The organism is Collinsella sp. CLA-ER-H5, from assembly GCF_040092375.1.
Classification (GTDB): domain Bacteria; phylum Actinomycetota; class Coriobacteriia; order Coriobacteriales; family Coriobacteriaceae; genus Collinsella.
On record NZ_JBBNLR010000034.1, the window covers coordinates 1 to 12,664 of the forward strand.

Below are 12,664 nucleotides of genomic sequence, written 5' to 3' on the forward strand. Positions count from 1 at the left end.
TACATAGAGCTCTATTACAATAGGGTGCGCATGCATTCCACCCTGGGCTACATGTCTCCAGTGGAATACGAGCGGCAATACGCTTGAGGATCCTTAAAAGAAAGTCCAGTTTATCCTTCCCACTCCAGTAGTTCTAATTTAAGCCGTCCAAGTTTTGGGGTGCAGCTCATTATTGCAGGAACGTTATTCCCCCAGCACCTCGACGTACACTTTTCGCTTCTGCGGACCGTCAAACTCCGCAAGATAGATGTTCTGGGCACCTCCGCACACGATGTGGCCATCTTGGACGGGAAAGAAGCAACTGTTTCCACAAATCATGCTCTTGATATGCCCACAGGAGTTGTTGCCGGTGGCTCCATAGCTCGGCAGGAAGTGTGCATGCGCATAGGGAGCATCGAGTGGGGCGATGCGATCAAGCGTCTCCATAAGATCCGTCTCCACGCAGGGCAGCCCCTCGTTTACCACGATTCCACAGGTCGTATGCGACAAAATAATCGCTGCCAAGCCATTCGTCACCGAGCTGCGTTCGATGGCAGCGTGCACGTCTTCGGTAATATCGATGAACTGGTCCGGAGCAGTCGATAGATAGCTCAATGTCTCGAGCGTCACCATGTTCACTCATCCCCTTCAAGAAAACGCAGGGCATTACCCCAGTAGAGCCTTTCTCGCGCATCATCGCGCATGGACACGGTATCGAGCGCCCGCTTGAGTTTGAACGCACGGAAGCGCGGCGTATTGCTGGCGAACATCACTTGATGCGATAGCGCACGCTCATACCACAGCGGCCCCATATCGACCGTGAAAAGACGCTGCATCATCTCCTCGGGCGAATCGATGTAAGTGATAGAGGTGTCCGTGTAGCAGTTGGGATACTTGAGCAGCATCGCCACGGTCTCGCGCACCCAGGGCCAGCCAAAGTGAGTCAAACTAAAGCGCACATTTGGATGCGTTGCGATTGTGTGCTCAAATGCAAGCGGGTTACTGCGCGAGAGCTCTGCGCCAGGCTCCCAAGACATACCGGCATGGAAAACCACCGGCTTGTTATAGCGCTCGCACAGCTCGTAAAGCGGCTCGGCCACAGCATCATCGGGGGCAAAACCCTGCTTTGCAGGATGCAGGCAAAGCCCCTTTGCCCCCAACTCGGTAAAGGCGCGCTCCAATTCGTCTGCGGCACCGCTCACCTGCGGGTCTACGCTCGCAAATCCCCACAGACGATCGGGATGCGCGGCAACCAGCATGGCAATCTGGTCGTTGGTGCCAAAGTGTCCTCCGCATGCCGTGGTTACATCGAGCGGCATGAGCACGCTCTTCTGCACATCGCAGACGTCCATCTCGACTTGAAGCTCATCCCAATCCATGGGGCCCATATGCCCCATACCAAATTCTCGTGACCAAAAGCCGAATCCATCAGGCTCATCACCCGGCTTACAGATCTCGCCGTAGAGCATAGGATGGACCAACATGTCGATAACCATTTCGTACTCCTTTCCAGGCATTTGACCCTAGTACGGCTCAAACGAACCAATCACTCGGGACGACAGCTCAGCGCCCGCTTTCATACACGCCGGAATATCAAGGCCATCGATCACGCCCTTGGTAAACCCGGCAATATACGAGTCGCCGGCACCCACGGTATTAACGACCTTCTCCGCCGGTACGATCCCGCACTCATAGAAGCGCTCACCGTCATAGGCAATGCTTCCCTTCTCGCCAAGCGTGGCAACCGCAACGCGCGGTCCCAATTCCTGCACGTGGCGTACCCAGTCTCGCAGCTCCGGAGTGTCCTCTTCAAACGACATGAACGCATAGTCTACGTAAGGAAAATGAGCCTCGCATGCATATTCGGGATCCTGGCTGAACACCGAGAAGTCCATAACCACCGTCCTGCCCGCATCATGCCATTCGGGCAGGAGGTCCAAACAATTGCCAAACAGGTCGGTATGAATGATGTCATGCTCTAGGATAAACGCCCGGTCATCTTCATTCGGACGATATGTCTCCATTACGCCATCGATTGCCTCGAGATGCACGCGATCGACGCCGTCTTTCAATGCCATGAGCATCACCGAGGTGTCGCCATCCTCCACCCGCAGATGTGAGATATCGAACCCCTCAGCGGCCAGCGCCTCTCTCATCTTGTCTCCGTACTCGTCCTTGCCGACAACCGACACGGCGGATACCGAAACGCCCATTCGTGCAAGATGGATACCCCAGTCAATGCCGTTACCAGTCGGATAGAACACGCCGATGTTCTGATAGACGTCCGCGCAGCAAAAACCAGCCGCGCACGCTTTAATACCCATGGTCTTCTCCAATGTTCAAAAGGGGACCCACCACATGGCGAGCCCCCTTTTCGCGTTTTGCTTATTGTTTTGCATCGGCTGTCCAAGACCTCATAGCCAGACCGCCGTACGCTTTCTTAAGCTATTCGACGATTGGCGCTCCGTGGCCCCAAGAACCTTCCATGCCGCACACGGTCGAGGCAAACCCGGCAGCAAAGTCGAGCGCGCGCTCGATGGCCTCGGCGCCATCCTCACCACGCTTGGCGGAATCGAGATAGCACATCAAAAACGAGGTGAGGAACGAGTCGCCCGCCCCCATGGTGTCCTTCATGTCCGTTACCGGTTTAGCCAGCTGGCGGTAATAACGCTCGCCGTCGTAAGCAATGCAGCCCTCGGCGCCCGCCGTAGCCGACACAAAACGCGGACCCAGGCCCTTCACCCATGCCAGACGCTCGCGAATCTCGTCCTCACTCGCGGCATCCGCCGCACTAAAGAAAGCGAAATCGACGTAGGGCGCAATCTGCTCGTAGTACTCGTCGGTGGAGTCGTCCGAAAAGTCAAAAGAGACCGTGACGCCCGCAGCCTTCAACTTGGGCAGCTCGCGCTCGGTAAAGCAGTAGTTGCCCGAATGAACCACATCGAACTGCTTCATGTACGCAAGGTCAAAGCGATCAAGGACATAGCGCACATCGCCACGGATACCGCCCTCGTTGGAGCCAAGGAAGACACGGTCACCGTCAACGACGGTCACGCGAGCCGCCCCGTTCTCGCCAATCATCTGCTCGCACTTGTCAAGCTCGATACCCTCATCCTCGAGGCTTGCAATGACATGCTCGGCAGCGGCGTCATTGCCAAAAATGCCCATGTATGCAGAGCGTGCGGCACCGCATTTCTTGGCATAAACGGCGAAGTTCACCGCATTGCCGCCGGGATACATGGTGTGGATATGCTCGTAGCGATCGACGACGTTGTCGCCAAATCCGAGCGCGTTAACGTTAAATGCCATGGCCTTTGCTCCTTCTAGTACTCGACAACACCCATATAGCGACGGAAATCGGGATCGTGATCAAACACCTTGCCGCGTGCGGCACGCAGCTCGCAGTTCATGGCATAGAACAGCACCGGGTCCAGATAGGCACGGACGCTCGCCGGCACGGCTTCCATACCGTACTCCTTGGCATCGAGCACCATCAGCGTATCGGTATGCGTCTTAAGGAACGCCAGGGCGCGCTCGTCCATAGCACGGCACTCGCTGGAGCCCATCTGCAGGAAGTAAAAAACGCCATCCTGAGTAGCCTCGAAGGGGCCATGGAAGTACTCGGCAGAGTGGATGTAGCTGCAGTGCTGCCACTGCATCTCCATAAGAGAGCAGATAGCGAAACCGTAGGTCTGGCTAAAGTTGGGACCGCTGCCCAGAATATAGAAGAACTCGTGCTCCTGGCAAAGCTTGGCAAAGCGATCGCCCAGCTCGGCATTTACCTTCTCGCGTGCCGGGGGAAGAATCTTATCCATCTCGGCGATACCGGCATACATATCGGCAAGATCGGCGTAACCCTCCTGCTGATCGAGCAGCTCTGCCGCAAGCGACAGCGAAATGCCAGCGGGGACCTCGGCCTGCGGCACGCCCTCGCCCCACGGGTAGACCCACGTGGTCCATTTACCGGTGTCGATCTTAGATCCAGCGTTGTCGGTCTGGGCGATCACCGTAGCGCCGGCAGCAAGGGCAATCTCGCAGCCCTCGACGACCTCAGGGGTGTTGCCACTGTGGCTACAAGCGATGACCAGGGACTTCTCGCCCAGACGACGCGGACGCATGATATCGAACTCGCGAGCCGTATAGATATACGAAGTGAAGGTGGTTGCCTCGCGCTGCAGAAGCTCATGGGCCGGGATCAAATCAATCATGGAGCCACCGCAAGCAATCCAGTAGACGCTGTCGAACTTGCCCTTCTCGGCAATTGCCTCTTTGATCAGATCGTGTGCGTTCATATCCAGTTCCTTTCTTGTTTGGCCGCAATCAATGACGTTGGCTGCGTGGCCGATAGTTGTTTTAGTCAATCAGATATTTCTCGAATGCGGCCATGTTCTTGGCATCTGCCGCCGCCGGATCATCGTAGTAACGACCGTCCGTGATTTCCTGGCCCAGCATGCCGTCGAAACCATGGGCGTTGAGCGTGGCGACGAAGGCGTCCATATCGTGCTTGCCATCGCCCCACACCAGATGGCCATACGGGTCACCGTCGATAAAGTGCATCTCGTGAATTGCCCCATCACCAAAGGCGGCAAACCAGTCCTCGAGCGTCTCGCCTGCAACGCCCATCGCGGTTGTATCAACCATAGGCTGTAAGTACGGGCTCGCGACCTCGTCAATCATGCGCTTCGCATCGGAAACCGTCGTCACAAGGTTGCTCTCCTCGGGACGCAGACTTTCCATCGTAAGCACCAGACCGTGCTCGCCGGCATACTCCGCCAGAATGGACAAGTGCTCGCGGCTGCGCTTCCAGGCTTCCTCGCGGTCCTCGTCCCAGTCGCCCCAGCCCGAGTTGACGGACATACGGTCGCACCCAAGTACCTCGGCAAGCTCAATGCCGTGCTTAAAGTACGCCAGGCTGCGCTGTTCATGCAGCGGTTTGCGTGCGCAGTACTGCCAAGGATAGACAACATTCTCGGGGCACAGAGTACGATACCTAAGCCCACGGTCTGCAGCCTTTTTCGCCAGGACCTCAGCCTCAAAGTAGCCCGTGTGGTCGAGCGTCACATGCGGCTCCGCACACCACAGCTCAATGGACTCAAAGCCCAAGCGCTGCTGCACATCAAGGAAGTAATCGAGCGACCACATGATGTAGTGGATATTCATGCCCGCAATCTGCTCGCGGCGCAGCGTCGGTTTGGATTCAGGCATCTTATGCCTCCTTATTTCGATCGAACACGATTTGTCCGTCCGACATCGTCATGTCAACCGCAAGATCGCGTGCGTCGCGATAATCGAGGTCGAACACATCCCGATCGAGCACGCAGATATCGGCAAGCTTGCCAACCTCAAGCGTACCCAGCTCGTCTTCGCGCATCAGGTCGTACGCGCCCCCGGCAGTCCAAGCGCACAAGAGCTCGACAAGCGTCAGCGTGTTGACCTCATTCACGGGCAGTCCGTCGTCGAAGTATCCGCCGCACGCACTGTAGATTGACTCGCCCAAGCTCGGAATCAACAGCGGCAAATCCGTGCCACAGCACACTGTGCATCCGGAATCTTCCATGCCGCGGCGATTCCAGCTGTGCAAAAGTCGCGTCTCGCCAATTTGTCGACGCATCATCGACAGGCAATCCTCGCGCCGGTCCAGCGTCAGAATCTGCGGATAGACCTCGCAAATTCCACCTAACTTGCCAAACTCGACAAGATCGGTCGGGTCAGAGTTCTCGAGATCGGTAATCGCATGACGGCGAAGCATCCGTCCATGCTCGTCTCGAGGCAGCGAGGCATAGAGCGCCACGGTGCGACGAACGGCGCCATCGCCCTGGCAATGCAAGGAATATCGGAAGCCGTCAGCATCAATTGCACGCAGCTCGTTCTCAATCAGATCCCACTCTGGCTCCTCGACGACCGTCTTGCCGGCAGCGCCCGCATCGGCCGAGTCCTCATAGGGGTCAATCATCTCGGCAAGCCCCGCCCATACGCCGCGATCGGTCATACGGTTGAAGCCAGAAAAACGAACGAACGGTCCCCGGAAGCGCGCTCGTGCCTCGCGGGCATATGCCAGATTTGCACCGGCACCCACCGGCTGCGACATCATAGAGACGCGAACCGTCAGCTCACCAGATTCCTCACGGCGAGCCATTTCGTCGGCAAAACCGTAGTAGTCATCAAACGCCATCTCCTTGATGGCGGTAACGCCGCGCTCGTTAAGCATGCTCATGTAGTCCGAATACCCCGCACGTACCTCGGGCAGCGCGAGGAAATCGCTCATCATGCGCCAGATCTTCTCGGCATAGCACGCCTGGGGTGTAAAGCCGTATCGTGCACTGGCGGCAGCATTGAGAACGCAGGTCTCCGCACCCGGTGTAAAGCAGACGACAGGAATATCGCCAAAACAATCGTCAAACACAGCTGCCGTATTTGCGTTCTCGGCATCCGATGCCAACGTTTCGGGTAGGCTGTGGCCAAAAGCCGCCGCGCAATCCGGATGATCTTCTTTCCATGCACGCAAGAGCGACACGGCCTCTTTGGCATCAGCGATGCCGGACAGATCAGACCCCAACGTCCGCAGCGCCCAGCCTGTATAGAAGGTATGCACATCGATCAGGCCAGGCATGACGGTGCGGTCGCCCAGGTCAACTACCTCGTCCGCTTGGGTCAAATACGAAGCTACCTCACACTTGGTGCCAACAGCCTCAATTCGATTGCCACGGACCGCTACGAAACCTTCAAACGGCAGGTCACCCGTACCGGTAAAGACGCTCTTAGACGTCAGGACCGTCAAACGATCAGACATCACAACCACCTACACCGGAAGCATGCCAGAGATTGCCGTTACGATCAGGCCAAAGACGACCATGAAAATGAAGAACTTCCAAATGGTCTTCCACCATTGGCCAAACGAAATCTTAGCCACGGCAAGGCCGGCGACCGTCATGCCCGCCACGGGACTGATAGTGTTGATGGTCTGATTAGCAAACTGGAGCGCGGTAACGGCAGCCTCGGGATTGAGGCCCATAAGCTCGGTCAGCGGACCCATGACGGGCATGGTGAGCGCCGCAAGTCCAGAACTCGAGGGAACCAGCAAAGAGAGCAGGCCAAGGACGATATACATAAACGTGGTGTAGACGGCAGCGGGTGCACCGGCGAGCGCAGTAGCGAGCGCCTGGAGGATGGTGTCGATGATCATGCCGCCCTCGGCGATGACCAGAATACCGCGAGCGATACCGATAACGATAGCAGCGTACGCAAAATCGGCGAGACCCTTAACGAACTCCTCAGCGATCGTCTGCTGGTCAAGACCGCCCAGGATACCGGCAAGCAAGCCCATGCCAAGGAACACGGCGGAAATCTCATTCATGTACCAGCCCTGGGTAACAAGACCCCAGACGATAATGCCCATACCGCAGGCAAAATCGATAAGTACAAGCTTCTGACGGGTAGTGAACTCTTCCTCGATGGAGGCATCGGTCACGGAAAACTCAACACGCTTGAGCTTGTCGTCCTCGTACGTAATGGACGACTCGGGGTTTTTCTTGACGCGCATAGCGTAGCGCATGGCCCATGCGATACCGACGGCAGTAAAGATGACCCAAGAAACGGCGCGCAGCCACAGCTGAGGATTGCCCTCGATGCCAATGATGCCCTGGGCGATCAAAACATTAAACGGGTCGATGGTCGAAGCACAATATCCCAGGTTAGGACCAAGGAAGCAGATGATGAATGCCGTCATCGAGTCATAACCGATACCCATCATGATGGGAATGAAGATGGCATAGAACGGCAGGGCTTCCTCAGACATGCCAAACGTAGTGCCGCAAATGGACAGCAACGTCATCGTAATGGGAATGATGAGGATGTCCTTGTTCTTGAGCTTTTTAATCACACGGCTCATGCCGGCATTCAAAGCGTTGGTCTTGGTGATGATTGCGAACGATCCGCCAATCAATAAGACGAACGCAACGACGTCGGCAGCCTCCTGGATGCCCTTAGTGGGCGCTTGCAGGACCGCGAAGATATCCTGACCCAGATTGATGGTCTCGCCGGTCTCGGAATCGGTGTAGTTCTTATCGACCTGTTCATAGGTTCCAGCAACGGCGACTTCGCGCTCGCCCGCCGCTGTCGAAATCGTCTTGCGCTGATACTGACCCGAGGGAACGATCCAAGTCAGGACCGCAAAGACAACGATCAGCAAGAACATGATCGTATAGACATGCGGTAATTTGAACTTAAAACGTCTGTTTGTCTTCTTCGCCTTCGTATCTGACATAGATACCTCCAAAGAACTCGAGACTGCATCGCATCTCGCTTCAACGCTTGCATAAGGCAAACGTTCTATGACGTTCTATAGATTACCAGCAGCTTTTCACGTCATCAAGATTATTTCAAACTGATTGCCGCAACGCGGTTGAACGGTCGCGTTCGCGCCGTGAACGGTATGGAAGCGCCCGGTGAGATGATCCACCGGGCGTTTCCATTCGCAATGTCCTAGATGTCAAAAACGTAGCGAGACCCAACGATCCGCTGACGACCGATGATAAACGGCCGCCGTTGCTCATCGAAAAAGAAGGCTTCCATATAAAACAAGGGTTCGCCAACGGGAACCGCCAGCAACCGAGCGACCTCGGGCGATGCGCACGCGATCTCGAGCGTGCACGGGTCGGTAAACGCGGGCATGCGGCCAGTCTGGTTGCGCACGAACTCAAAAATGGATTGGTTAGATAGAGGCGCCGTTGATAGATAGGCGTTGTCCTCGTAAACGTATATGTTGTTCTCAAGCATGACGGGGACGCCATCGGCAGTACGCACACGCTCGACGCAAATCAAGTCAGTTCCAACGGGAACACCAAAGAACTGTGCTTCGGTAGAATCCGCCGGCAGTATCTTTCTCGAAATGACACACGCCCCCGGTTCCATTCCGTTAACGCGGCATGCGTCCGAAAAACTCTGGACGTCATCCTTCTGGCGAATCTTGCGCTTGAGCTTGGGGGCATTGACGAACGTGCCTTTCCCCTGTCGCTTCGTTAGATAGCCCTGCTGGACGAGCTCCTCAATAGCGCGTCGCACGGTAACGCGGCCAACTTTATAGCTCTCAGCCAATTCGAATTCGTTGGGTATCCGCGCGCCTGCCTTGTAGGCGCCGGAGTTGATTTCGTTTTTAATGATATCAATGACCTGTTGGTACAGCGGTATCGCTGCTTTACCGTCAGTTAGCCCTTCAGTCGGTGGCATATACCCTCTCCCAGCACAATTAAGTCAAAAGCGGGCCCAAGGGCATTCAACAAGCCCTTAAGCCCGCATTAGCATAAAGTATGCTTGCTGCCGCACCAAAATGTCGGGTATTTACTCATCTGACCCGAAAAACGCGCAACTACCGCGCTCCTTAGAAAGCGTGAGCAGCTCCGGCAGCTGGTCGATAATCTTGTCCGCGGCATCCTGGCTAAAGCCAAAGCGTTCCTCGCGCTTGGCAATGACCGTCAGGCCGGCTCGCTTACCCGCGGTAATGCCCGGAACGGAATCCTCAACGCAGCAGCAACGATTCGCGGGCAGCCCCAGCAGGTCCAGCGCATGCAGGTAGATGTCGGGCTCGGGTTTGCTCTCCTTAAACTGCTCGCCGCTCACCACATACTCAAAGGCATCAGACAGCCCGCATGCGTTGAGCACTTCCTCGATGCTAACCATGGGAGACGAGCTAGCAAGCGCCACGCGAACGCCACGGCGCGGCAGCTCTCGAATCGTATCCACGGCGCCTGGGTTAATCAAAGCCTGATAGTCACGCGGACGCTTATGCGCCCACTCGTCCCAACGGGCCAACGCCTCCTCGCCAGTGAAGTGTCCCTTACCGGCGCGCTCAAACCAATCGACCAGCATATGCAGGAAGAACTGATGCGAGGTACCGACCTGCCCATTCAACTCCTCTTGAGTCAGATTAAGTCCAAGCTCCTTGGCAAACGCGGCAGTCTCGCCCAAGTAGTAATACTCGGTATCGACAATGACGCCGTCCATGTCAAAGATAACGGCGTCGAACGGAAATGCGGACACGGCACCCTCCCTAACAAAAGGACGCCCGCAAGCAGGCGCCCGAGCCATGCATTAATCGGCGATTCTAACCCAGCAGCTTATCCAGCGCCACCGCAATGCCATCTTCGTTGTTATCGGCGGTCACCATCTGGGCTACAGCCTTAACCTCTTCGACGGCGTTACCCATGGCAACACCGGTGCCGGCCCACTCAATCATGGACTTGTCGTTCTGGCCGTCGCCAAACGATACGACCTCACTGGCATCGATGCCGAGCTTGGGCAGGGCACCCTCGAGTGCGCGGGCCTTGTCGATACCGGGCGCCGTGTACTCAAAGTACCAGTCGGCCGTAAACATGCCCGAAAGCGTCTGCTTAAAGGGCGCATACATCTCCTCGTAATGCGCCTGCAGGTAGGCCGGATCGCCCGCCGTCAGCAGCTTGTCCACGGGATAAGCATCAGCGACCTCATGCAGGCTCTCCACCTCGCGAATCTTAAGATCGCACGCATCGCGCTCGTATTTGACGATGTTTTTCTGCGAGCCGTCAGGCAGCGTGATCATGCAGTGATACGAATCCACGACATGCAAATCGCGACCGAGCGAAATCATAGGGATCACGTCAAAATTACGCAGGTGATCAATCAGACGGTGCAGCTCGTCAGCCGGCATAGCCTGGTCAAAAAGGACCTCATCGGTCTGAGCGTCGACCACATGCGCGCCATTAAAGGCAACCAGCAGACCGTCATGGTTTTGAAGGTCGAGCTCCTGCGCCAAGGCGTGCAGTCCCCATGCGGGACGGCCCGAAGCCAAGATGAGCTTAATGCCCGACTCCTGCGCCGCGAGCAGCTTCTCGCGCGTACGCGGGCTAATCACTTTCTGATCGTTGGTGAGCGTACCGTCGATATCCATCGCGATGGCTCTGATTGCCATATATGCCTCCCTGTCATTGAACAACCTTGTCTGAGCCATCATACAGAACACCCATCGCGACTCCGTTTACAACGGGCAAAAAGTCATATTGTCTCGAACATGAACGGCGTGTGGTCGTGAAGCTTTATCGCTCAGGTCAAATACGTCTGCTAGCGACGCTCATCCGTCGGTGCGCCCTCGACGATCGCGATGCCCGCCGATGCGCCTAACGCGCTGGCGCCGGCCTCGATGAATGCGCAAGCCTCTTCGTAATTATGGATACCGCCCGCCGCCTTGATTGCCACGGCATCGCCGAGCACCTCGTGCATCAGCCGCACGTCCTCGAGCTTAGCACCGCCAAAGCTTCTGCCGGTCGATGTCTTAAGGAATCCCGGCTTGGCCTCCAGCGCGATCTCGCATACACGGCGCTTGGCGGCGTCGTCGCCGTCCAGCTTGCACATCTCGACGATTACCTTGTCAGTGATGCCATGCGCGCGACAAAAATCAGCAATGGTAGTCATCTCGCGCTCGATGGCATCAAAATCGCGGTTCTCGATCGACCCCTGATTCAAAACGTAGTCAATCTCGGTAAAGCCACACGCAGCGTATTCCTCAAACCTCGCAAGCTTCTCCTCAAGCGTCATAGTGCCCTGGGGAAAGTCGATGGCGCCGGCAAGGATGATGTCAGAGCCCTCGAGCATGGCGCGGCCCGTCTCGTACTCCTGAAGGTTCGCAAATACGCAGCGAAAGTTGTACTTTAACGCCTTCTCGACATACTGCTCAAACGTGTCCTCGGGGGCATCGATATAGTCGATGTATTTATTGATGGGTTTGGCAAGTGTCATGCTGGGCCTCCTTGTTCAGGACTGACAACCGATTCGTGGTTTCACGCGAAAAACCACGTTCAATGTACGCCCGACATACAAGGACAGCGTCCGCATTCCGACAAGTGGTATGAAATTAGCTGTAAACGTATATTTACAGACAGCGAATGGCACCGCACGCGGATGCCGACAGCAAGACATCCCCCCTCAATACACCCTCATGCCCCTTTACTGTTTGCGACCAGAAATGATGAGCTGCACAACGTCGTTAGCGGTCGAATTCGACCTCTGACGACGTCACGCGACTCATCGTATCCGACCGACAACAGAAAAGGGGCACGTTCGCATAGCGTGGCGCGTGACGGTTGCAAAACCACCCCATTTGAAACAAACGCAAAAAAGTACTTGCAAAGACGCGTTCCGACATATAAGTTGATAAAAGACCGCCGTTGCGGTTTTAAGTAGATCGAGCATATGAAATTTCAGTTTTTAGCGTGTAAGAGAAAGAAGATCGGCAAAGTACAGCCCCAAACGCAATGACAACTTAATGAGGTAACTGCCACATGTGAGGCACCCAGGGCATTGCTGTCTCGATTTTGAGCACGATGCCTTCCGCCTTGCATGGGCCGTTCCATCCCGCCCCTGCAGCAACTGCCTCACGGGCTCATTGAAAACCGCATAGCACCCCAACGTCAGCACATCACCCACGGCAAGCACATCACTCACGACGACCAACACATCAACAAACAGCACGAACATCAACCGATTGGAGAAGCTATGACAAACCACCACGCTGGAGACAGCGATAAGAAAGGCTCTGTTAGACCAGAATTGACATTTAGCACTTTTTCGAGCTAGGACGATAATGCCCGGGAGCAATTCGATTTGTTCCCGGGCATTAGTCTATTTCGGTGGTTTGAATGCGGTCAAAACTGACAAA

12 protein-coding genes are annotated in these 12,664 nt (G+C 55.9%); all 12 read right to left on the reverse strand.

Annotation, left to right across the window (positions count from 1 at the left end; translation table 11 throughout):
* Positions 1 to 183: 183 nt before the first annotated feature.
* Entirely contained in the window at positions 184 to 612 is a 429-nt protein-coding gene (locus AAAX31_RS09760; protein WP_117735290.1) for a secondary thiamine-phosphate synthase enzyme YjbQ, read from the reverse strand.
* 2 nt (positions 613 to 614) lie between these two features.
* Positions 615 to 1,475: an amidohydrolase family protein gene (locus AAAX31_RS09765; protein ID WP_231500796.1), complete on the reverse strand. Its 861-nt coding sequence runs from the start codon at positions 1,473 to 1,475 to the stop codon at positions 615 to 617.
* Positions 1,476 to 1,502: 27 nt separating this feature from the next.
* Positions 1,503 to 2,303, reverse strand: a complete 801-nt coding sequence (gene frlD / locus AAAX31_RS09770) for a fructoselysine 6-kinase (RefSeq protein WP_117840179.1) — start codon at positions 2,301 to 2,303, stop codon at positions 1,503 to 1,505.
* A 121-nt stretch (positions 2,304 to 2,424) separates the two neighbouring features.
* Positions 2,425 to 3,288, reverse strand: coding sequence for a PfkB family carbohydrate kinase (locus AAAX31_RS09775; protein WP_117840178.1), 864 nt, complete (start codon positions 3,286 to 3,288; stop codon positions 2,425 to 2,427).
* Positions 3,289 to 3,302: 14 nt separating this feature from the next.
* A complete protein-coding gene (locus AAAX31_RS09780; protein ID WP_117800382.1) occupies positions 3,303 to 4,271 on the reverse strand; it encodes an SIS domain-containing protein in 969 nt (322 codons plus the stop codon).
* A 61-nt stretch (positions 4,272 to 4,332) separates the two neighbouring features.
* Positions 4,333 to 5,184, reverse strand: a complete 852-nt coding sequence (locus AAAX31_RS09785; protein ID WP_117840177.1) for a sugar phosphate isomerase/epimerase family protein — start codon at positions 5,182 to 5,184, stop codon at positions 4,333 to 4,335.
* A 1-nt stretch (position 5,185) separates the two neighbouring features.
* On the reverse strand, positions 5,186 to 6,769 hold the full coding sequence (locus AAAX31_RS09790) for an amidohydrolase family protein (protein WP_117848677.1): 1,584 nt from the start codon (positions 6,767 to 6,769) through the stop codon (positions 5,186 to 5,188).
* Between the two features lie 9 nt (positions 6,770 to 6,778).
* Entirely contained in the window at positions 6,779 to 8,242 is a 1,464-nt protein-coding gene (locus AAAX31_RS09795; RefSeq protein ID WP_349077086.1) for a YfcC family protein, read from the reverse strand.
* 218 nt (positions 8,243 to 8,460) lie between these two features.
* Positions 8,461 to 9,204 carry a GntR family transcriptional regulator gene (locus tag AAAX31_RS09800; RefSeq protein WP_349077088.1) on the reverse strand — a complete coding sequence of 248 codons (744 nt, stop codon included), beginning with the start codon at positions 9,202 to 9,204 and terminating at the stop codon, positions 8,461 to 8,463.
* A 111-nt stretch (positions 9,205 to 9,315) separates the two neighbouring features.
* Positions 9,316 to 10,014: an HAD family phosphatase gene (locus AAAX31_RS09805; RefSeq protein WP_349077089.1), complete on the reverse strand. Its 699-nt coding sequence runs from the start codon at positions 10,012 to 10,014 to the stop codon at positions 9,316 to 9,318.
* 64 nt (positions 10,015 to 10,078) lie between these two features.
* A complete protein-coding gene (locus AAAX31_RS09810) occupies positions 10,079 to 10,921 on the reverse strand; it encodes a Cof-type HAD-IIB family hydrolase (protein ID WP_349077091.1) in 843 nt (280 codons plus the stop codon).
* A 149-nt stretch (positions 10,922 to 11,070) separates the two neighbouring features.
* Positions 11,071 to 11,745, reverse strand: coding sequence for a deoxyribose-phosphate aldolase (gene deoC / locus AAAX31_RS09815; RefSeq protein ID WP_022094433.1), 675 nt, complete (start codon positions 11,743 to 11,745; stop codon positions 11,071 to 11,073).
* Between the last annotated feature and the right edge of the window lie 919 nt (positions 11,746 to 12,664).